Source organism: Noviherbaspirillum sp., from assembly GCF_035944575.1.
Classification (GTDB): Bacteria; Pseudomonadota; Gammaproteobacteria; order Burkholderiales; family Burkholderiaceae_D; genus Noviherbaspirillum.
In genome coordinates, this window is sequence record NZ_DASZBA010000059.1 from 1 (window position 1) to 20,517 (window position 20,517).

At 60.0% G+C, this 20,517-nt stretch carries 17 protein-coding genes and 2 tRNA genes; 10 read left to right on the forward strand and 9 right to left on the reverse strand.

Going from position 1 to position 20,517, the window contains the following annotated elements:
* Positions 1-11 precede the first annotated feature (11 nt).
* From VGU61_RS03255 to VGU61_RS03270, 4 genes are all read left to right on the forward strand, one after another.
* Positions 12-284: an HU family DNA-binding protein gene (locus tag VGU61_RS03255; protein ID WP_326857687.1), complete on the forward strand. Its 273-nt coding sequence runs from the start codon at positions 12-14 to the stop codon at positions 282-284.
* A gap of 83 nt (positions 285-367) precedes the next feature.
* Positions 368-443: transfer RNA gene (locus VGU61_RS03260), tRNA-Val, on the forward strand.
* Between the two features lie 39 nt (positions 444-482).
* Positions 483-559: transfer RNA gene (locus VGU61_RS03265), tRNA-Asp, on the forward strand.
* Positions 560-639: 80 nt separating this feature from the next.
* A complete protein-coding gene (locus VGU61_RS03270) occupies positions 640-2,565 on the forward strand; it encodes a SurA N-terminal domain-containing protein (RefSeq protein ID WP_326857667.1) in 1,926 nt (641 codons plus the stop codon).
* Positions 2,566-2,693: 128 nt separating this feature from the next.
* On the opposite strand, the gene VGU61_RS03275 is transcribed toward VGU61_RS03270, so the two are convergent.
* The gene (locus VGU61_RS03275; protein ID WP_326857688.1) at positions 2,694-3,311 is read right to left on the reverse strand and encodes an arylesterase; all 618 of its coding nucleotides are present in this window, start codon (positions 3,309-3,311) and stop codon (positions 2,694-2,696) included.
* A 28-nt stretch (positions 3,312-3,339) separates the two neighbouring features.
* Here VGU61_RS03275 and VGU61_RS03280 point away from each other — a divergent pair, with 28 nt between their 5' ends.
* Entirely contained in the window at positions 3,340-4,026 is a 687-nt protein-coding gene (locus VGU61_RS03280; RefSeq protein ID WP_326857668.1) for an ABC transporter ATP-binding protein, read from the forward strand.
* A gap of 17 nt (positions 4,027-4,043) precedes the next feature.
* Here the strand turns inward: VGU61_RS03280 and VGU61_RS03285 are convergent, their stop codons facing one another.
* Genes VGU61_RS03285 through VGU61_RS03295 form a run of 3 tightly spaced genes read right to left on the reverse strand, consistent with a single transcriptional unit; the run spans position 4,044 to position 7,983 of the window.
* Positions 4,044-5,570: an NAD(P)H-hydrate dehydratase gene (locus VGU61_RS03285; protein ID WP_326857669.1), complete on the reverse strand. Its 1,527-nt coding sequence runs from the start codon at positions 5,568-5,570 to the stop codon at positions 4,044-4,046.
* Between the two features lie 27 nt (positions 5,571-5,597).
* Positions 5,598-6,734 (reverse strand): NAD(P)/FAD-dependent oxidoreductase, encoded by a 1,137-nt coding sequence (locus VGU61_RS03290; RefSeq protein ID WP_326857670.1) that lies wholly within the window; start codon positions 6,732-6,734, stop codon positions 5,598-5,600.
* Positions 6,727-7,983, reverse strand: coding sequence for a D-amino acid dehydrogenase (locus tag VGU61_RS03295; RefSeq protein ID WP_326857671.1), 1,257 nt, complete (start codon positions 7,981-7,983; stop codon positions 6,727-6,729). The genes VGU61_RS03290 and VGU61_RS03295 overlap by 8 nt, the downstream gene beginning before the upstream one ends.
* Positions 7,984-8,325: 342 nt before the next feature.
* Between VGU61_RS03295 and VGU61_RS03300 the strand changes: the two genes are divergently transcribed.
* Positions 8,326-8,652 (forward strand): 2Fe-2S iron-sulfur cluster-binding protein, encoded by a 327-nt coding sequence (locus VGU61_RS03300; RefSeq protein ID WP_414691588.1) that lies wholly within the window; start codon positions 8,326-8,328, stop codon positions 8,650-8,652.
* Between the two features lie 37 nt (positions 8,653-8,689).
* A complete protein-coding gene (locus VGU61_RS03305; RefSeq protein WP_326857672.1) occupies positions 8,690-11,134 on the forward strand; it encodes a penicillin-binding protein 1A in 2,445 nt (814 codons plus the stop codon).
* Between the two features lie 16 nt (positions 11,135-11,150).
* Here the strand turns inward: VGU61_RS03305 and VGU61_RS03310 are convergent, their stop codons facing one another.
* Positions 11,151-12,203 (reverse strand): DMT family transporter, encoded by a 1,053-nt coding sequence (locus tag VGU61_RS03310; protein ID WP_326857673.1) that lies wholly within the window; start codon positions 12,201-12,203, stop codon positions 11,151-11,153.
* 197 nt (positions 12,204-12,400) lie between these two features.
* Here VGU61_RS03310 and VGU61_RS03315 point away from each other — a divergent pair, with 197 nt between their 5' ends.
* The 3 genes from VGU61_RS03315 (at position 12,401) to VGU61_RS03325 (ending at position 14,610) form a co-directional block, all read left to right on the forward strand.
* Entirely contained in the window at positions 12,401-13,201 is an 801-nt protein-coding gene (locus tag VGU61_RS03315) for a TIGR00266 family protein (protein WP_326857674.1), read from the forward strand.
* Between the two features lies 1 nt (position 13,202).
* The gene (locus VGU61_RS03320) at positions 13,203-14,333 is read left to right on the forward strand and encodes a M48 family metallopeptidase (RefSeq protein ID WP_326857675.1); all 1,131 of its coding nucleotides are present in this window, start codon (positions 13,203-13,205) and stop codon (positions 14,331-14,333) included.
* A gap of 94 nt (positions 14,334-14,427) precedes the next feature.
* Positions 14,428-14,610 (forward strand): hypothetical protein, encoded by a 183-nt coding sequence (locus VGU61_RS03325; protein ID WP_326857676.1) that lies wholly within the window; start codon positions 14,428-14,430, stop codon positions 14,608-14,610.
* A 3-nt stretch (positions 14,611-14,613) separates the two neighbouring features.
* On the opposite strand, the gene pdeM is transcribed toward VGU61_RS03325, so the two are convergent.
* The 4 genes from pdeM to VGU61_RS03345 are packed head-to-tail and all read right to left on the reverse strand — an operon-like array spanning position 14,614 to position 20,486.
* Positions 14,614-15,300: a ligase-associated DNA damage response endonuclease PdeM gene (pdeM, locus tag VGU61_RS03330; protein WP_326857677.1), complete on the reverse strand. Its 687-nt coding sequence runs from the start codon at positions 15,298-15,300 to the stop codon at positions 14,614-14,616.
* 53 nt (positions 15,301-15,353) lie between these two features.
* On the reverse strand, positions 15,354-17,840 hold the full coding sequence (locus VGU61_RS03335; protein ID WP_326857678.1) for a ligase-associated DNA damage response DEXH box helicase: 2,487 nt from the start codon (positions 17,838-17,840) through the stop codon (positions 15,354-15,356).
* Between the two features lie 8 nt (positions 17,841-17,848).
* Positions 17,849-19,474: an ATP-dependent DNA ligase gene (locus VGU61_RS03340; protein ID WP_326857679.1), complete on the reverse strand. Its 1,626-nt coding sequence runs from the start codon at positions 19,472-19,474 to the stop codon at positions 17,849-17,851.
* On the reverse strand, positions 19,467-20,486 hold the full coding sequence (locus VGU61_RS03345) for a ligase-associated DNA damage response exonuclease (RefSeq protein ID WP_326857680.1): 1,020 nt from the start codon (positions 20,484-20,486) through the stop codon (positions 19,467-19,469). The genes VGU61_RS03340 and VGU61_RS03345 overlap by 8 nt, the downstream gene beginning before the upstream one ends.
* Positions 20,487-20,517: the final 31 nt, after the last annotated feature.

Genomic DNA, 20,517 nt, shown 5'->3' on the forward strand with positions numbered 1-20,517 from the left:
AGGGGACACCAGTGAACAAAACCGAATTGATTGATCATATTGCGCGGTCTGCGGACATCTCCAAGGCGGCTTCCACGCGTGCATTGGATGCAATGATTGGCGCCGTGAAAACGACATTGAAGAAGAACGGTACAGTAACCCTGGTAGGTTTCGGTACTTTCTCCGTCGGTAAGCGTGCCGCACGTACCGGCCGGAACCCGCGTACCGGAGACGCAATCAAGATCAAGGCAGCCAAAGTTCCAAAATTCCGCCCCGGCAAAGGATTAAAGGACGCAGTTAACTAGCGTGACTGCGAAAGATGTTGTAGAATTGCGGTCTTCATGACGTGGTGACAAACGTCATATGTTTGACAGCTAAGTGTGGATCCGGGTGCTTAGCTCAGTTGGTAGAGCGGCGCCCTTACAAGGCGTAGGTCGGGAGTTCGAGCCTCTCAGCACCCACCAAAAGCCGTCAGACAGCATGAAGCAATAATGAGTAGTTTAGGAGTGGTAGTTCAGTCGGTTAGAATACCGGCCTGTCACGCCGGGGGTCGCGGGTTCGAGTCCCGTCCACTCCGCCAATAACCAAAAAAGGCGAACGCGAGTTCGCCTTTTTTCATATGCGATACACATATCGCGATTCGTCTGTGATTGGCTGACCATGTTTGATTTCATCCGCTCCCATCGTCGTTTGATGCAGTTCATTCTGCTGCTGTTCATCATTCCGTCGTTCGCATTTTTCGGTCTCGAAAGCTATACCAATTCCCGTGGCAGCGAAAATGCCGTTGCCAAAGTCGCGGGACAAATCATCAGCAAGGAAGAGCTTGATGCCGCGCAGCGGGAGCAGATGGATCGTTTCCGCCAAATGTTCGGCCCGCAGTTCGATCCGAAAATGTTCGATACGCCAGAGGCGCGGCAGAACATTCTCGACACCCTTATCGCACGGCGGGTAATTGCGGCCGAAGCAGCAAATAAAAACTTGTCGGTGCCTGATCAGGTATTGCAGCAGACCATACTGGCCATTCCAGGGCTCACCACGCCGGACGGCAAGTTCGATGGCGAGCAGTACAAATCGCTGCTTGCCATGCAGGGAATGACTCCTGCATCGTACGAGGCGCGCTTGCGGCAGGACCTTGCGTTGCAGCAGATTAACGATGCGATTCAAGCCACTGCGTTTGCACCGAAGACGGTTGCGTCGAAGCTGTCGGATCTGAATGATCAGCAGCGTGAAATCCAGGAAATGCTATTCAAGCCGAGCGACTATGCATCGAAGGTGAAGGTTACCGATGAAATGCTGAAGGCGTACTATGAGAAGAATACCTCCCAGTTTCAGATTCCTGAGCAAGCCAAGATCGAGTATGTGATGCTCGATAGTGCAGCATTGTCGTCCCAGATTTCCGTGAGCGATGCGGATATCAAGTCTTATTATGATCAAAACGCAAAGCGGTACACAGTCGATGAACAACGCCGCGCCAGCCATATTCTGCTTACAGTGAAAAAAGATGCTTCGGACGCAGACAAGGCCGCAGTCAAGGCCAAGGCGGAGAAGCTGCTTGAACAGGTGAAGAAGAATCCGACTGATTTTGCAAAGATCGCGAAGGAAAATTCTCAGGATCCCGGTTCCGCCGAACGCGGGGGCGATCTTGATTTCTTCGGCAAGGGCATGATGGTCAAGCCATTCGAAGACACAGTCTTTCAGATGAAGAAGGGCGACATCAGCGGTCTTGTTCAGTCCGACTTCGGATTTCATATCATTCAATTGACTGACGTGAAGCCGGCTTCCGTCCAGCCGCTGGATGAAGTGAAGGGTGAAATAGCAGCCGAAATCAAGAAGCAGCTCGCCGCGAAAAAGTACACGGAATCAGCAGAGACGTTCAGCAACATGGTGTACGAGCAATCGGAAAGTCTGAAGCCGGTCGCAGACAAGCTCAACCTTAAAATTGAGACGGCATCGGGCATCACCCGCAGTCCTGCACCAAATGAGGCAAAAGCACCTTATAACAACCCGAAATTTCTTTCGGCGCTCTTCTCCGATGATACATTGAAGAACAAGCGCAACACGGAAGCTGTTGAAGTTGCACCGAACACATTGGTCGCCGGCCGGATCGTTGAATACAAGCCGGTTACAACACGTCCATTCGAAGAGGTGCAAGCTGTTGTCCGCGAACGCGTGGCGGGCATTGAAGCCGCGAAGCTGGCTGAACAGGAAGGCAAGGCAAAACTGGCCGAAGTGAAAACGAAGGCCGATGCCACGGGCTTCAGTGCGCCGAAGACAGTCTCCCGAACGAAAGCAGAAGGTATTCCTGGGCCAGCCCTGGCTGCGGTGATGAAAGCCGACACAGGAAAACTGCCGACGTATGTCGGTGTAGATCTGCCGAATCAGGGGTACGGGATCTACCGCATCAATAAGGTCGCCCAGCCTGCCAATACAGACAATGCGCGCCGACAAGCTGAACAGCAGCAGCTTGCCAATGCAATTGCGCAGCAGGAAATGCTTGCGTACATCGAGTCGCTGAAGACGAAGGCCAAGGTCGAGATCGTGAGCGGCGGTGCGAAGAAGGATGCCGGTCAAACAGGCAACGAGTAACAGCGGCGTCAATCTTACGCCGGCAACGCGGGCGGTAGCATCGTCCATCGCCGCGATGCATGCATTTCACAGAAAGAAACGGCCCTTCCCCTGCAAAGCGGAAGGGCCGTTTCTTTTGTGGCACTATCTTATTTCGACAGCATCGGTTTGAGATGCGGCCATACATTGTTCAATATCAGCGGCTGCGCCTCGGCGGTCGGATGAATTCGATCGCCCTGGAATAACTGGGGCTGCTCTGCCACCACTTCAAGAAGGAACGGGACCAGGTCCGTTTTCTTCTCTTTCGCAAGCCTGGCATAAATGGCCGCAAACTTTTGCGCGTAATCCCGTCCATAGTTTGGTGGAATTTGCATGCCAATCAACAAGACCCTTGCCTTGACCTTCTGGGATGCAGTAATCATCGCGGCGAGATTGTCCTCGGTGGAATTCAGCGCCAGGCCTCGTAATGCATCGTTTCCACCCAATTCGATTACAACCACATCGGGTTTATGCTGGTCCAGCAACGCAGGCAGCCGTGCCCGTCCGCCGCTGGTCGTCTCGCCGCTAATGCTGGCATTTACTATTCGGGCATCAATTTTTTCGGCCTGCAGTTTCTTTTCGAGCAATGCTACCCATCCGCTTCCGCGCGCCAAGCCGTATTCCGCCGACAGACTGTCACCGAGCACAAGCACTGTTTTTGATGCAGAATAGGCGCTCGACGCAAATAGGGCGAACGCAAGCAATACTGCCGTTCGAAACAGTTTCATCAATCCTTCGAAGTTCTTAACGTCCCGCATGCGAGATCCTTCCACAGTTGTGTCCAATGCGATTGAAGTCAGCAAACTCACCAAGCGTGTTGCCGATGCGACCGGCGAGCTCACTATCTTGAATGAGATCGATTTTACAGTGCGGCCTGGCGAGACGCTGGCAATCGTCGGGGCATCAGGTTCAGGCAAGTCCACGTTGCTCGGCATCCTTGCCGGGCTGGATACGCCGACCAGCGGTACCGTCAGGCTGGACGGCGAAGATATTTTTGCATTGGACGAAGATGGCCGGGCCGGGTTGCGCCAGGCCAAGCTGGGATTCGTGTTCCAGTCATTTCAATTGCTTGCCCATCTAAACGCACTGGAAAATGTGATGTTGCCGCTCGAATTGCGGCGGGATGGGGACGCAAGGGAAAAAGCAGAAAAGATGCTCGGCAGGGTAGGGTTGTCGAGCCGGCTTAAGCATTACCCGAAGTATCTGTCCGGCGGAGAACAGCAAAGGGTCGCGCTGGCGCGCGCGTTCGTGACCGAACCGCCATTGCTGTTCGCGGATGAGCCGACCGGCAGCCTAGATGCGGCGACCGGCGAATCCGTCATCCAGTTGATGTTCGAGCTGAACCAGGAACGGCGTTCGACATTGGTGCTGGTGACGCACGATCTCGCGATTGCCGCGCGCTGCAGACGAACCATCACGATCACGGCAGGGCGTCTCGTCTGACGGAAACCTGCCTTGCTTTAGCGAACCCTTCTTCCGTACTGCATCGTCAGGTCATTGATCAGCTGCCGAACTTCCGGGATCAACTCGCCGGCGGTAAGTCCCACCGGCCCGATGCCGTTCCCGAGCAGCAGGTCCGCCGCCCTTCCGTGCAGCCAGACCGACGCGAGCGCCGCTTCCCATGCCGGCCATCCTTGTGCAAGCAGGGCACCACATATTCCGGCGAGCACATCTCCCGTGCCCGCGGTGGCAAGTCCGGGATTGCCGGTGGTATTGATAATCGATGTGCCGTCCTGGCGCGCCACGATGCTGCCCGCACCCTTCAGCACAACAATGCTGTTGAACGATTCGGCCAGCTTGCGCGCGGCGGCAATCCGATCCGCCTGAACGTCAGCGCTGCCGGTCGAGAGCAAGCGCGCCGCTTCAAGCGGATGCGGGGTCATTACCGCAGCAGCAGTACGCGCGACCAGCAATCGGCGCAGAGTCGCATCGGATGCCAGCAGATTCAATGCGTCCGCATCCAGAACCAGCGGTAGCGTCGTTTTCAATACACGCGCAAGTACATCCGCCGCATCGGCTTCCGTACCGAGACCCGGCCCCGCGACCAATGCGCCGCTGCTGAACTCATGCTTCTGCGCCGGCCTGCACATTAGCTCGGGTTGGACGCTATCGTAGCCCGGAGGGGTGTCGAGGAAAGCGGCGAATACGCGTCCGGCGCCGGATTTCGCACCTGCTCGCGCGGCAAGTATCGCGGCGCCTGCCATGCCATGCGCGCCGCCGACGATGGTGAGATCGCCGAAGCTTCCTTTGTGTGAATTGCGCTTGCGGGGTTGCAGGGCATGCGAGAACTGCGTTAACGCGTTCAGGCGGATTGCCGCCGGCGGGAAAAAGCTGTCGTCCAGATCGAGGGAGGCAACTTCGACCATGCCGGCATGGTCGGTTCCGTGAGCGGTATGCAGCCCCGGCTTGTTGCCGATGAAGGTAATCGTATGGCTTGCGCGTACTGCGACGCCATGCGGACCGACGATGTTGCCGGTATCCGCATCGAGGCCGCTCGGTACGTCCAAAGCCAGTAACGGGCAATCAATGTCGTTCAATGCGGCAATCAAGGCAGCAGTCGCGCCCTCGATGGGTCGCGCAAGCCCGATGCCGAACAAACCGTCGATGATCAAGCGCCAGCGATGGCCAATGCAATCAGGCCAGCGATCGACATCCATCATCTCCACACCATCCGCACGTGCCTGCTGCAACGCCTGCTGCGCGTCAGCTGGTTGCCGTGCCGGATCGGCCTGCAGGAGCACACGGACCGGAACACCGGCACGCAGGAGGCAAACCGCGGCGACCAGCGCGTCGCCGCCGTTGTTGCCGGGACCGGCAAGAATCAGCACCGGATCATTTGAATCCTTTTCACCAATCAGCCGCAATGCCGCTTCCGCGCTCGCCGCACCGGCACGTTGCATGAGTGTGCCGGGTGGATGCGCCGCAAGCGCCGCGCTTTCGATAGTGCGGATGGTGCGTTGGTCGTACAGCAATGACGGATCAGGCATGGGATGCGCCGGCGTAGGGTGGAGAACTCAGATTGTATGCCCATCCGCCGCCATGCCAAGCAGCGATGCGACATGGTTTGCGATTGCCAGCGATGCGGTCAGTCCGGGCGACTCGATGCCATACAGTCCGAGATAGTGCGCGCTGCCGTGCGATGCAAACAGAAAGTCGGCAGCCGGTGCGCCCGGTGGGCTTATTTTCGGTCTGACACCTGCATACGCGGGTTGCAGTGATCCGTCGGGCAGGTCCGGCCAATAGGCGCGAATCTCGTTATAGAAAGCGGCGGCATGCGACGGGTCGACGCGGTAATCAATCTCGGAGTCGTCGCAGTTGTCCAGCCATTGTATGTCCGGGCCGAAGCGCGCCTGGCCTCCGAGATCAAGAGTCAGGTGCACGCCGAGACCGCCTTCCTCCGGGACTGGATAGATCAGACGGGTAAATGGCGCCTTGCATCCCAGTGCAAAGTAACTGCCCTTGGCAAAGTACGCCGTGGGGATGGTTGTCCCGTCAAGGCCGTCGATCGTTCCGGCGATGCGCGGCGCCCACAGGCCGGCGCAATTCACGACGGTCGATGCATGCAGTTCCGTCGTGTCGCCATCACCCGAGGTGACGGTCAGCTTGATACCGTCCTGCAAGTGGCTCCCTGCGATGATGCGGCTGTCGAAGGCAAATGCGGCACCGGCGGATTCTGCATCCGCTTGCAGGGAAAGCATGTAGGCATGGCTGTCGACGATGCCGGTATTCGGGGAATGCAGCGCTTCGACGCATGATAGCGCCGGTTCGAGGGCACGCGCGGCGTCGGCGGTGATGGCGGTAACTTCGGTGCAGCCGTTGGCATGTGCCTGGGCGAGAATGGCATTCAGCTTGGTTATCTGCGCGGGCGAGGTGGCAACCACGAGCTTGCCGCAACGCTGATGATCGATGCCGCGTTCTGCGCAATAGGCATACAGCGCATCGCGTCCCTGGACGCACAACTTCGCCTTCAGGCTTCCGGTCGGATAATACAGTCCCGCGTGGATGACTTCGCTGTTGCGCGAACTGGTTTCCGTGCCGATCGATGCCTGGGATTCGACGACCACGACCTCGAGTCCCGCGCGCGCCAATATGCGTGCCACCGCGAGGCCAACCACGCCTGCGCCAATGACGACACAGCCGACGCTATCCATAACGGGACAGCGTCAGGCCGTCCATGTCGATTTCCGGAGCGCGTCCGGAAATGATGTCGGCGACGACTTTGCCGGAACCGGCGGCCATGGCCCATCCGGTAGAGCCATGGCCGATGTTTACGTAGATGTTGCGCACCGGTGTGGCGCCAAGTAGCGGCGGGCCGTCCGGCAGCATCGGACGCGTGCCGCACCAGAATGTCGAGGTGTTGTAGTTCGCTGCATCGGGAAACCAGTCGTCGCCTACCTTTACCAGAGTACGAATGGCAGCCTGATGCAGCTCGACATCACGCGATCCGAGCTCTGCCGTGCCAGCGACGCGAATGCGGTTGCCCATGCGGGTGATGCCGACCTTATACGATTCGTCGACCACCGATGCGCGCGGCGCGCGATCGAAATTCTTGATGGATGCCGTCGCGGAGTATCCCTTTACCGGATACAGCGGGATATGTATGCCGAGGGGCTTCAGCAGCCTCGCACTGTCGATGCCCGCGGCGACGACCACTGCATCGGCGGAGAAAATCTGGTCGTCGATGCGCAACGCCACACGGCCACCTTCGGGCTGGATCGAGTGCACGCTGCTGGTGAAGTGGAAATGGACGCCGATGGAGCGCGCAATGTACTTCAATCGCTTGGTAAACAATGGACAATTGCCGGATTCATCCTGTGGCAGGTAGATGCCGCCGGTCAATGCGGTCTGCTCATGCAGCGACGGTTCAATGGCAAGCGCTTCTTGCGCGTCGACGACCTGATGCGGCACGCCGGCTTCCTCCAGCATTGCGCAGGCCGGCTCTGCCAGCTTCATGTCCTGCCGGGAACGAAAAAGTTGCAAAACCCCCTGGGTCTGTTCGTAATCGATCTGGAATCGCTCACGCATCTCTCTCAGCACGTCGCGGCTGTAGAACGCAACCCGCTGCATGCGCTCCTTGTTGATGCGATAGCGATCGATGTCGCACTCCGCCATCCATTGCCGCACCCAGCGCCAGAGCGCACGGTCCAGCGTCGGCTTGAGCAGCACGGGAGCTTCGGACTTGAAGAGGTAAGAAAGAATCTTCTTTGGCATGCCGGGTGCGGCCCACGGCGTTGCGTAGCCTGGTGCGATCACACCGCCATTGGCATAGCTCGCTTCCTGGGCGACATTGTGATGTCGCTCGACGACCACGACTTCATGGCCTGCCGCGGCAAGATGATAGGCAGTGCAGACGCCGACTACGCCGCCGCCAATCACCACGATTTGCTTTTCCTGTGTCACTTGATCAATCCGTTGAGGTGGAAATGCTGGGACGATCCAGTATCATGCGGCCCGGACGTGATGCCATTTGTGCCACCGATCGTGGCGCATGCATCGAAGTCACACTAACGGAATTCTGCGCTGAAAGCATCGTGGGCGGCATGTAAAAAACCTGCGTTGGCGGAAGTGGAAGCGATGACAATGACTCTGGGTAATGCCCGGCCTGCGAGGATCTGCATGAGACGTGGCCGTGCCGCAAGATTATACGTTGAGCGCATGATCCGGATGTGCGAGTGTCGGTGCGGAAGAACAATAATTGAGCAAAAATTTGCGGCACAATGTCGAACTTGAAAGGGATCTGTTGTGAAGAATGCCAGTGAATCGTTCCTGGTGGACATTCAGCCAGGCGGACTGCGATTTTCTGCGGACAATTCGTTGTCGCTGCTCGCCGCTGCCGAACGCGCCGGAATCCGCATGCCGAGCTCTTGCAGAAATGGCACCTGCCGTACTTGTCTCTGTCGCGTGGTGAGCGGACAGATACGGTACGCCATCGAATGGCCGGGTGTCAGTGCGGATGAAAAAAAGGACGGCTACATATTGCCATGCGTTGCCTATCCGTTATCGCCATTGGTGATCGACGCGCCGCTTGCAGCGGTCGCCGGTTCATCGCGTAACCAATCACAATCTTAGGAAGCAAGCGGCCCTGTTGCCGCATTCGACGAGATCCATGCATATACGCTTCATCGAATTCTTTCGCCGGCTGTTTCGCCAAATTGTCCGGTACTTTCTGGCGCTGAGAAATCCTGAACTGGGATGGCAGGCGAAAGCCGGCTCCGCATTCAAGGGGTTGGCCTCGCTGGCGATCGTTTTCACCGTACTGCTGTGCATCTATGCCGTTCTGCTCATTCCTTTTACGCCAAGCATTGCCGATATCCGCAAGGCCAAGGTCGAGCAGCCGAGCGTGATCATGTCATCCGACGGCAAGCGTCTGGCGGTGTTCAAGCGTGTCAATCGGGAATGGGTGGAGCTGAACAAGGTATCGCCGCACGTCATCAGCGCATTGATCGCTACCGAGGATCATCGGTTCTACGAACACCATGGCGTCGACCTGAAACGTACTGCCAGCAGCATCGTGAAAACCTTGCTGGGCAACCCGCAAGGCGGTTCGACGATCACGCAGCAGCTCGCGCGCAATCTCTACCCGGAAGAAATCGGCCGGCAACGCACCATTACCCGAAAACTGAAGGAGTTGATCACCGCGCTGAAGATCGAATACGCATACAGCAAGAAGGAAATTCTAGTCACTTACCTGAACACCGTGCCCTTCCTGTACAACGCGTTCGGCATTGAAATGGCGGCCCGTACCTATTTCGACAAATCGGCCGACAAGTTAAGCGTTCTCGAAAGCGCCACGCTGATCGGGATGTTGAAGGGGACGAGCTATTACAACCCGGTGCTGAATCCCGAGCGGGCGGTCAAGCGGCGCAATATCGTGCTGTCGCAGATGGCAAAGCGGGAAGTGCTGACCCAGGCGAACGTCGAGTCGTTGATGCGTCGTCCGATGGTGCTGAATTTCGAGCGCCAGCCCGAAGCGCTAGGGCCGGCGCCGCATTTCGCGGAGCATATCCGCAAGTGGCTCATCAGCTGGACCGACCGCAACGACTTCAATATTTATTCAGATGGACTGATCGTCACGACCACCATCGACTCGCGCATGCAGGCCGCTGCCAACAAGGCGCTGGAACGGCAGACCGAGGCATTGCAGGCGGTGGCGGATGTCGAATGGGGGCGACGTTCCGGACAGCTTGAATCCACCAACGCGAACGCATATATCGGCATGCGCAGGCAGGTGCAGCCGTTCAGTCATTTCTGGCAGACGAAGGAAACGCTGGTCAATGCATTCATCCGCGAGACGGGCGCGTATCGCAATGCGGTCGCAGCCGGCGAGGACTCTGATGCCGTATTGGAGCGCTTGAAAGGGGATCGTGAATTCATCGAAAAGCTCCGTGCTGAAAAGACACGCCTGCAGGCAGGCCTCGTCGCCATCGATCCGCTGACCGCGCATGTCAAAGCCTGGGTCGGGAGCCGCGACTTCAATCTCGACCAGTATGATCATGTGGCGCAAGCCAAGCGGCAACCCGGCTCGACCTTCAAGCCGTTTGTCTATGGCGCCGCCCTGGAAGAAGGCATGTCGCCCCGCAAGCAGTTCCTCGACCAGCCTGTGGAAATTCCGTTGCCGGATGGCGGCGTATGGCGGCCGACCGACGCCTCTCCGCCGACAGGGCGCCCGATGACCGTCCGTGACGGCCTGGTGTATTCAAGAAACAGCATCACTGCCCAGATCATGCAGCAGGTCGGCCCGGGCAAGGCGGCCGACTTTGCGCGCAAGGCCGGCATCCGGCAAAGCACGCTGGAGGAAGTGCCGGCACTGGCGCTCGGAACCAGTCCGGTCACGCCGTTGGAGATGGCCGCCGCCTACAGTAGCATCGCGACGCGAGGCACCTATCGCACGCCGGTATTGGTAACGCGTATCGCGGACAAGCATGGCAATGTCATCGTGGAATTCGGTGCGGAGAGCAAGCGGGCCATGACGCCGGAAACAGCCGATGAGCTGATCGACATGTTGCGCGGAGCGGTCACCCAGGGAACGGGGCAGGCGATCAAGACGCGCTTCGGACTGCGGGCCGATGTCGCCGGCAAGACCGGCACCACTCAAAACAATACCGATGGCTGGTTCGTGCTGATGCATCCGCGCCTGGTCGCCGGAGCGTGGGTCGGATTCAACGATGCAAGAGTAACCATGCGCAGTGATCACTGGGGACAGGGCGCCAACACGGCGTTGCCGGTGGTCGGCGATTTTTTCCAGCAGGCGCTGCGCGCGAGACTGGTCGACGCCGGCATCGTTTTCCAGCGCCCGCAAACGTCGGTTGTCGAATCCGCGATCAACTGGTTCGAGCGACTGTTCGGCGGCGGCAAATCCGACGCGCCGCCTGCTCCATCGACACCGCCTCCGCCCGGACCGTCGCCGAAGCCGGGCAAGGAAGAGGGCGGTTCGCTGCTTGACCAGATCGAGCAGATGGTGGACACGGTCCGGGATTGGCAGCGTACCTATGAACGCGAGAAACAGCGTCTTGAAGATATTCTGAATTTCTTCAGGCGATGGTTCGAGTGACGCTCAATCCGGACCATCAATGCCGGTGCCGATGATGGATATCCGGCACATGCGGATGGGAATGCACGAGCGGCGCATGACGATGCGGATGCACATGGGGTTCTTTCCCGTCCCAGGGGAAGTCATGGGTGTGCTGATGATGAGCGTCATGGCGATGCGGATGGTTGTGGAACATTTCCTCATGCGCATGCGAGTGCGAATGGATTTCCGTGATATGCAGCCATATACCTGCTGCCATCAGCAGGGCGGCGACCCAGAATGCCGTACCTGGCGTGTCCTGCAACAATGCCATCGAGACGACTGCACCAACAAAAGGCGCGACGGAAAAGTATGCGCCGGTCCTGGCCGTGCCCAGGTTGCGCAAGGCCAGTACGAACAGCACGAGGCTTAATCCATAACCGCAGAAACCGATCACGCCCGCGCACAGCACCGCGACTGTATCCGGCATCCGATAGTCCATCAGGAATGCGATTCCGAGATTCACCGATCCGGCGGCAATTCCTTTGATTCCGGCGATCTGCACCGCGTCGCCGGCCGACACCTTGCGCGTCAGATTGTTGTCGACCGCCCAGCACAGGCAGGCTGCCGCGATTGCGATTGCACCCCAGGGAGGGCCCGCAACGGGGCGTTCATTCCACGCCAGCAGCAGTCCTGCCGCGACGATCAATCCCATGCCCAGCGCAACCCGCCGGTCCACGTTTTCCTTGAACACAAACCAGGCCATCAGAGCGGTAAGGACGCCCTCCAGGTTCAGCAGCAGCGATGCCGATGATGCCGGCGTATTGGTCAGGCCGATCATCAGCAACACCGGGCCGGCGATACCGCCCGCGGCGATCGCACCGGCGAGCCAGGGCAGGTCCCCCGAAGTCAGCCTTGAGCCCTTATCAGGCCTGTTGCCGTTCGCCATTCGCCGCACAACCATCCAGGCCGCCAGGCCGATGCCGCTGCCGAGATAAAGCAGACCGGCGAGCATGACCGGTGATATATCGTCTACCAGCATCTTGGCGAACGGGGTGCTTGCGCCAAACAGCGCGGCGGCGAGCAGCGCGTAGGTAATGCCTGTCTGCATGATTCTTCCGATCCGAAGCGAGAGGACGCCATCGCCGCAATGGTATTCTTTTTGCGGTCTGTCCCGAGCGTTCCCATGATTCACCTACCGTACAGGAGGCCGCGCATCGACAGGCCCGGGGCGGATATGGACAATGAACAAAACACCATCTACGATCAACACTCCTTCTGTATCACTCATCGCTTGAAAGGTTAGACATGGCAATGGACGAAATCGATTTCGAAATTTTTGGTGCGGACATGCAGTACGTCGAAGTGGAGCTCGATCCGGGCGAAGCGGCGGTCGGCGAAGCCGGCATGATGATGTTCATGCAGGACGGAATCGATATGGATACGGTGTTCGGCGACGGCAGCCAGCAAGGCGGCCTGTTCGGCAAGTTGATGGGCGCCGGGAAGCGCCTGCTGACCGGCGAATCCCTGTTCACCACCGTGTTTCACAATGAAGGAAACGGCAAGCGGCGGGTGGCGTTCGCCGCGCCTTATCCGGGCAAGATCGTGCCGGTGCACTTATCCGAGATCGGCGGCACGCTGATTTGCCAGAAGGATTCATTCCTCTGCGCCGCCAAGGGCGTATCGCTCGGCATCGCATTGCAGCGAAAGCTCGGTGCCGGCCTGTTCGGCGGTGAGGGCTTCATCATGCAGAAGCTGGAAGGCAGCGGCTGGGCGTTCGTGCACGCAGGCGGCACGCTCGTCGAGCGCACCCTGCAACCCGGCGAAGTGTTGCGCGTCGACACCGGATGCGTGGTCGCATTCCAGCCGACCGTCGACTTCGATATCAAGTACGTCGGCAAGATCAAGTCCGCCATCTTCGGCGGCGAGGGCCTGTTCTACGCGACGCTGCGAGGTCCGGGCAAGATCTGGCTGCAATCCTTGCCGCTGTCGCGCCTTGCCAGCCGCTTGATGATGGCAACATCCACCACCGGTAGTTCCAGCGGCTCATTGCTTGGCGCGGGCGCGCTCGGCGGATTGGGCGGCCTGATCGGCGGCGACGACAACTGACATGCCACCGGACGACATGTCGTTCAGGGGAAGGTTGTTCGGACCCGGTATTGCAGGCGGCGGCATCCCGGTGTCGGGACGTTGGCGCGGCGATGTACTGCATCTGCAGGGAGCGGATCTGGAGTACGACATTCCGGCCGCGACGCTTGGCATGCGCGCCGCCGGGTTCAACCTGCAACAAACCGGCATCCATTGGAATGCAGGCACGGGCGAATTCGCCTTCTTCCTCGATCAGCCGGCTGACCAGGCGGCATTTGTATCCGGTGCGCCGGTTTCGTTGGCGACCCTGCTTGCGAAGAGCAACGGTATGCGGAACGGCATGCGCCGGCGTTTCGGGCTCGGTGCCGCTGCTGTCCTGCTGTATCTCTTGCTGCCGGTCATTGCGATTTTCGTGTTTTTCCTGAACACGGACGCCATCGCGCAATGGGCGGCGGACAGAGTGCCGGTGAAGTACGAAGAGAAGATTGGTACCGTCGTGCTGAACCAGATCAAGTCAGAGCAAAAACTGATTGACCGCGGACCTGCCGTCGATGCGGTACGGCAGATCGGTTCCCGGCTGCATCCTGGTTCGCGATACACCTACCGTTGGTTCGTTGCCGAAAACAACGACGTCAATGCTTTTGCCTTGCCGGGTGGCGTCGTGGTGGTACACGCAGGTCTGATCCGTGAGGCCGGCAGTGCCGGGGAATTGGCGGGCGTGCTGGCGCATGAAGTCGCCCACGTGGAACAGCGCCACGCACTGAAGAATCTGGTGAAGAACGCGGGCTTCGGCATCCTGCTTTCTGTCGCGTTCGGCGATTTGTCCGGCAGCACGATTGCGGCTTGGTCGGGTTATCTGACGCAAATGAAGTTCTCGCGCGATGCCGAGATGGATGCGGATCGTGATGGGGTAAAGCGCATGGTGGCCGCCGGCATCGATCCGCACGCTATGCTGAGTTTCTTCAGCAAGATGGCGGAAAAGGAGGGAAAGGGCGCATCGGCGATGTCGGTGCTTGCCACGCATCCGTCATCGCAGGAGCGCATGCTTGCGCTTCAGGAACTGATAAGGAGTTTGCCGCCGGCCAATTACGCGCCGCTTCCGGTTGATTGGGCGTCGGTCAAATCGGCCGTTTCGGCAAAATCCGCAATGTAGCGCAGGCCCGCTGCCGAGAGTCAAGTCAACGCCAATGATGCAATATATGGAACGTTGACTTTGGCAAGTAATCGAACGGGATTTGGAGGTGAATATGACTGGACCAACCCCTGCAAACAAATCCCCTGCCGACGGCGCAGGACCACATGGCGTACGCACTACCGAAGACGTAATCGCGACCGAGGATATCGGTTTGCCGACAGGCATTCAGCCGGACGAACTGTCCAAGCTTGACCAGGTGAAACCCGATCCCGACAAGACGGATACGAAGCACTAGAAGTCAGGACGCCGTGCGCCGGCTAGTGGAGGGCACTTCGTGGACGGCGTCATCCGTCGTCACGAATACGCGGTCGCCCTCCGATGGATGCACGGCGTATCCGCCCGTGAACGCGCCGAAGGAAGGCAGCAGCGCGCAGCCGCTTCCTATCAAAAAGCATGGCAGCCGCAGCATGTCGCCGCGGCCTGCCAGACGGTAGACGGGATGTACATGACCGGCGAATACATAGGCATCATCATGCACCGCCGGATGGTGGCAGAACAAAAACGGGCCGACGCGGTGCGGTTCATCTACAACATTCATGCCCAGCGCTTCTGGCGGATCGCCGGCGTGGCTGTCGTGGTTGCCGCGCACCAGCGTCATCTGCAGGCCAGGGCGCAGGCTGCGCCACGTAACCAGGGCTTGCATGGTGGCTGATCCCTGGACCGCCTTCGCGTGCAGAAAGTCTCCAAGGAAAAGAATGTGTTCGATTTCGCGTTGTGCGGCGATGCCGTCCAGCGCCGATAGATTTTGTGCCGTCGTTCCATGCGGTACCGGCACCCCTTGTGTGCGGAATGCCGCCGCTTTGCCGAAATGGATGTCCGCAACCAATAGCGTGCGTCGCGCCTGCCAATAGGCCGCGCGTTGCGGCAACAGCTCGATCGTTTCTCCGGCAATGGCGACGACGGCGGATGGCAGGTTGACGGACATGTTTACGAAGCGAGGACGAGAAAAATACACATTGCTTGCAGGGGCGAATGATGTCAGATCGACGCTGCCTTCTCCAGTTCGCGCAGCATGCGTGCAACCCGGTCGGACAACTTCTCGGTCGACAATTTCTCGCGCAGCCGGTCGACCATCAGCGGGAAAGCGAAGGGCGTCGGCTTTGGTGTAGAAAAGAAAGCGATATCCTGCCTCTGCAGCACGAGCAAGGTTTCGCGCAAGCGCGACAACTCCAGCTCCTGCTCCAGCACTTCGCGTTCCGCCTGGGTCAGCAGCAGGTTGCCGGCATCATGCTTCCGGAAGACTTCGTAGAACAGGCTGGACGATGCCTGGAGCTGGCGATTGCTCTTCGGCTGACCCGGATAGCCCTGGAAAATCAAACCGGCAATGCGGGCGATTTCCCGGAAGCGACGTTGCGACAGTTCCGATGCATTCAAACTTGCAAGCACATCCTCCAGCAAGCGATCCGCCGAAAATAAGCCTAGATCGGCACCTTTCATGGAGCGCCCCTCCGGTGAAAAAACCTTTGCCCAATCATGGGATTCCGGCAGAAGCAGTTCGATGCCATAGTCATTGACTGCGATCGAGAAGGTGAGCGGGCGCTGGCTGGCGATGCGGTATGCCAGCAGCGAGGCCAGTCCAAGATGGGTGAGACGTCCGGCGAACGGGTAGAGAAACAGGTGTTGGCCTTCCCGGCTGGATACGCTTTCCACGACCAGCCGCTGGCGGGTGGGAAGAGCGGACCACCGCCGTTGCACCTGAAGGAGAGGCCGCAGCGCACGCATTTCCGGACCGTCGAAACGGTCCGCTTCGGCAAGTTCCAGTCGCGCCAGCATGCTTTGCGCGACTTCGTCGGACAGCGGAAGGCGGCTTCCCTGCCAGCGCGGTATGGCGGGCTTGTTGCCACTGCCGCGCTTGACGTAGGCCGTCATCTCATTGATGCGCACAAACTGCAGCAGGCGGCCGGCAAAGAGAAAATGATCACCCGGCTTGAGGCGGGAGATGAAGGATTCCTCGACCGTGCCAAGCCTGGGTCCGGCAAGATATTTCACCGTCATCGACGCATCCGACACGATGGTGCCCATGCTCATGCGGTGCCGCCGGGCGATCCTGGCATCGGGAACCCGGTATACGCCATGCTCGTCCTGCACGACGCGGCGGTATTCCGGATAGGCGGTCAGGCTTTGTCCGCCGCGCGCAACGAAGTCCAGCGCCCACTGCCATTCTTCGTCGGTAAGCGCACGGTATGCCCATGCGCTGCGTACTTCATCGAATAATGCCTGCGAGGTAAAGCCTCCTCCGAGTGCGATCGTTACCATGTGCTGGACCAGGACGTCGAGCGGCTTGTTCGGCGGGGAACGGGCCTCGATCCGGCGCGCTTCCACCGCATCCCGGACCGCAACCGCTTCCAGCAATTCCAGGTTATGCGTAGGCACCAGGGTCACGCGCGACAAGCGGCCCGGTGCGTGGCCGCTGCGGCCGGCGCGCTGCAGCAGCCGCGCGACGCTCTTGGCGCTGCCGATCTGCAGTACGCGCTCGACCGGATGAAAGTCGACGCCGAGATCGAGGCTGGAGGTGCAGACCACCGCTTTCAGTGATCCATCTTTCAGACCGGCCTCGACCCAGTCGCGCACCGCCTTGTCGAGAGAGCCATGGTGCAATGCGATGAGGCCGGCCCAGTCCGGGCGGGCTTGCAGAATGGCCTGGTACCAGAGTTCGGCCTGCGGGCGGGTGTTGGTGAAAACCAGCGTGGTTGTATGGGCGTCGATTTCCCCGATCACCGGCATCAGCATCTGTGCGCCAAGGTGACCACTCCAGGAGAAGCGCGACGGCCCGGTCGGAATCAGGGAATCGACTTCGATCTTTTTGGGCAGGGCAGCCTCGACCAGCACGCCACGCCGCGCTCCCAGCAAGACTTCCTGCGCCTGCGCAAGATTGCCCAGCGTTGCCGACAAACCCCATACCAGCAGGCCGGGATTCCAGCTGGACAGACGGGCAAGTGCAAGCTGCACCTGCACGCCGCGCTTGCTGCCCATCAGCTCATGCCACTCGTCGACAATGACCATGTCGAGCGACTTGAAGACTTGCTGCGCATCCGCTTTGCTCAGCAGCAGCGACAGGCTCTCCGGCGTGGTGATCAGCGCCTGCGGCAGTGCTTTCGATTGCCGATTGCGTTCGGCGGACCCGGTATCGCCGGTACGCGTGGCGACCCGCCACGCCGGTAACAGTTCGCCGAGCGGTTCCTGCAAGGCGCGGACCGTATCGGCCGCCAGGGCTCGCATCGGCGTCAGCCACAGGACGCGCAATCCGGCGGGCCTTGCTGTCGCCCGGTCGGATATCAGCGCCCGATGCAGCGCGGCGAACCACACCGCATAGGTTTTTCCGGAACCGGTCGTTGCATGCAGCAAGCCGGATTCGCCGTCGAGCGCCGCCTGCCATACCTGCCGCTGAAACGGAAAAATCGTCCAGTCCCGCCGGGCGAACCAGGCATCGATTTCATCGATCGCGGCGGCAGGTGCGGGCAGCATGCTGCGCTTCACAGCATGCCCCGCAGGGTGGCCAGGGTATCGGCCTCCTCGATTTTCTTGTCGTCGCGGATGCGCAGAATGCGTGGGAATCGCACCGCAATGCCGGCCTTGTGGCGGGGTGATAAGGCAATTCCTTCGAAGCCGATCTCGAACACCATGGTCGGCGTGACGCTGCGCACCGGCCCGAATTTTTCGATGGTGGTGCGGCGGACGGCGGCGTCGATCCTGGCGATCTCCGCATCGGTCAGGCCGGAATACGCCTTGGCGAACGGCACCAGCCGCCTCGCGCCGTCGGGGCCGTCCGGATCATCATCCCAGACGGCAAAGGTGTAATCCGTGTACAGCGACGCCCGGCGTCCGCTGCCAGCCTGCGCATAGATGAGCACCGCATCGACGGCATACGGATCGATCTTCCATTTCCACCAGGTGCCGCTGTCCTTTGTCCGTCCGACGCCGTAGCGCGATTCCACTGCCTTCAGCATCAGGCCCTCCACCGAGCGTGACCGGGAGGTTTCCCGCAGGTCTGCCAGCGCCTGCCAGCTGTCGGTCGTGACAAGGGGCGATAATTTCAGGGACGGCGTGTCGGTATGCTGAATGATGTCTTCGAGCAGCTTGCGGCGTTCCGCCTGCCAGGTTGCACGCACATCGATGCCGTTCACTTCCAGCACGTCGTAGGCGACCAGGACGGCCGGCAGTTCCTTCAGCATCCTGGCCGACAAGGTCTTGCGGCCGATGCGCTGCTGCAGGGCGGCGAAAGGAGAGGGCGCGTCGCCGGACCAGATGAGGATTTCACCGTCCAGGACCGTGCCTTCGGGCAGCGGTATGGCAGCGATTTCCGGGAATCGTTCGGTGATCAGGTCCTCGCCGCGCGACCAGAGCCATGTCTGGCCGTCACGCCTGATCAACTGGGCCCGGATGCCGTCGTATTTCCATTCCGCCTGCCAGTGACTCACTGGTCCCAGCGACTCCGGCGGCGCCTGCAGTGCATGGGCCAGGAAAAATGGGTAGGGCTGTCCGCCTTCGAGGCGATGCTCCGCATCGGACTGCGGAGCCATCAGCTGCACCAGGCGTTCCGCGCTCGGCCTTGCCCGTCCATCGGTCCAGCCCATCAGGCGCTGGGCGATCAGCTTGCTATCGACGCCGGCGACTTCGCCCAGCGCTCGCGTAACCAGCAGGCGCGACACCCCGACGCGGAAGCCGCCTCCGATCAGCTTCACCAGCAGGAAGCGTTCCCGCGCCTCCAATTCATCCCAGTAAGAAAACATCGCGGAGCGGATGGCGTCCGGTGAAGCGCCGCGCAAGGGGGCGATACGCTCCTGCAACCATTGCGCAAGTCCGACATCGCTCTTACGTTTCGGCGGCGGCAGGATGAGCGCAATCGTCTCCGCCAGATCGCCGACCGCGTGATAGCACTCGTCGAACAGCCAGTCATCGATGCCCGCATACTCGATCGAGAACTGGCGCAGCAGCTTGGTCGGTACCGCCTGTCGCGGTTTGCCGCCCGCCAGGAAATACACCGCCCAGGCGGCGTTTTCCGGTTCCGCCGCGACAAAATAATTCTTTAGTGCCTGCAGTTTCCGGCTGGTCGCGGTGGTTTCGTCCAGCTCGGCATAGAGACGGGCGAACTCACGCATGAGGCGCTTCCGTTCCCGTTTCAACATCTTCCTCCGCGCCGTATTCGGTAGTGAACGCACCGGCATCCAGGCCGTTCTGCTGCAGCCACCGGACCATTACTGCTACCTGCCCATGTGTGACGATCACCCGCTCCGCTTCGGTAGACTGGATCGCCCGCATCAGTCCCGGCCAGTCGGCATGGTCCGACAGGACGAAGCCCCGATCCACGGATCGCCGCCGGCGCGCGCCACGCAGCAGCATCCATCCGCTGGCGAATCCGTCGCTGTAGTCGCCAAAGCGCTTGATCCACGGGGATGCGCCGGCTGATGGCGGCGCCAGCACCAGCGCGCGCCGGAGTTCCGCCTTGTCGGCGACATCGGTCACCATGCGCGTCGGCGGCAACGGCACGCCGGCTTCACGATACGCACGGTTCAAAGGCTCGACGGCGCCATGGCAGATGATCGGGCCGATCGAAGGGTCAATGCCTGAGAGAATGCGCTGCGCCTTGCCGAACGCATAGCAATACAGCACGCTGGCACGTTCGTCGGCGGCATTGCGGCGCCACCAGTCGTTGATGTCGGTGAAAATTTCTTCCTGCGGACGCCATTGGTAGATCGGCAGACCGAAGGTGGACTCCGTGATGAAAGTGTCGCAGCGAACGGGCTCAAATGGCGTGCAGGTGGGATCTCCTTCGACCTTGTAATCTCCTGACGCCACCCAGACTTCGCCGCGGTATTCAAGGCGAACCTGTGCCGAGCCGAGCACATGTCCGGCTGGATGCAGCGAAATGGTGACGCCGTTATGTACAACGCGCTCGCCGTAGGGCAGTGCATCGAGTTGAATATCGCCGAGCCGCGATTTCAGTACGCCTGCTCCGGGAGCGGCGGCGAGATATCGGCCATGTCCGATACGCGCATGATCCGCATGTGCATGGGTGATGACGGCGCGGTCGACCGGCCGCCACGGATCGATGTAAAACCCGCCGGGCACACAGTACAGTCCTTCCCGTCGGGTGACGACCATGTCTTGCATGCGTGAGTCCGATCTGAAGATGAGAGTTACG

What these genes read in the sequence shown, in the direction of transcription:
- VGU61_RS03270 (WP_326857667.1), top strand. Translation starts at nt 640, where the DNA reads ATGTTTGATTTCATCCGCTCCCATCGTCGTTTGATGCAGTTCATTCTG.
- VGU61_RS03275 (WP_326857688.1), bottom strand. Translation starts at nt 3,311, where the DNA reads ATGAAACTGTTTCGAACGGCAGTATTGCTTGCGTTCGCCCTATTTGCG.
- VGU61_RS03280 (WP_326857668.1), top strand. Translation starts at nt 3,340, where the DNA reads ATGCGAGATCCTTCCACAGTTGTGTCCAATGCGATTGAAGTCAGCAAA.
- VGU61_RS03285 (WP_326857669.1), bottom strand. Translation starts at nt 5,570, where the DNA reads ATGCCTGATCCGTCATTGCTGTACGACCAACGCACCATCCGCACTATC.
- VGU61_RS03290 (WP_326857670.1), bottom strand. Translation starts at nt 6,734, where the DNA reads ATGGATAGCGTCGGCTGTGTCGTCATTGGCGCAGGCGTGGTTGGCCTC.
- VGU61_RS03305 (WP_326857672.1), top strand. Translation starts at nt 8,690, where the DNA reads ATGCATATACGCTTCATCGAATTCTTTCGCCGGCTGTTTCGCCAAATT.
- VGU61_RS03310 (WP_326857673.1), bottom strand. Translation starts at nt 12,203, where the DNA reads ATGCAGACAGGCATTACCTACGCGCTGCTCGCCGCCGCGCTGTTTGGC.
- VGU61_RS03315 (WP_326857674.1), top strand. Translation starts at nt 12,401, where the DNA reads ATGGCAATGGACGAAATCGATTTCGAAATTTTTGGTGCGGACATGCAG.
- VGU61_RS03320 (WP_326857675.1), top strand. Translation starts at nt 13,203, where the DNA reads ATGCCACCGGACGACATGTCGTTCAGGGGAAGGTTGTTCGGACCCGGT.
- VGU61_RS03325 (WP_326857676.1), top strand. Translation starts at nt 14,428, where the DNA reads ATGACTGGACCAACCCCTGCAAACAAATCCCCTGCCGACGGCGCAGGA.
- pdeM (WP_326857677.1), bottom strand. Translation starts at nt 15,300, where the DNA reads ATGTCCGTCAACCTGCCATCCGCCGTCGTCGCCATTGCCGGAGAAACG.
- VGU61_RS03335 (WP_326857678.1), bottom strand. Translation starts at nt 17,840, where the DNA reads ATGCTGCCCGCACCTGCCGCCGCGATCGATGAAATCGATGCCTGGTTC.
- VGU61_RS03340 (WP_326857679.1), bottom strand. Translation starts at nt 19,474, where the DNA reads ATGCGTGAGTTCGCCCGTCTCTATGCCGAGCTGGACGAAACCACCGCG.
- VGU61_RS03345 (WP_326857680.1), bottom strand. Translation starts at nt 20,486, where the DNA reads ATGCAAGACATGGTCGTCACCCGACGGGAAGGACTGTACTGTGTGCCC.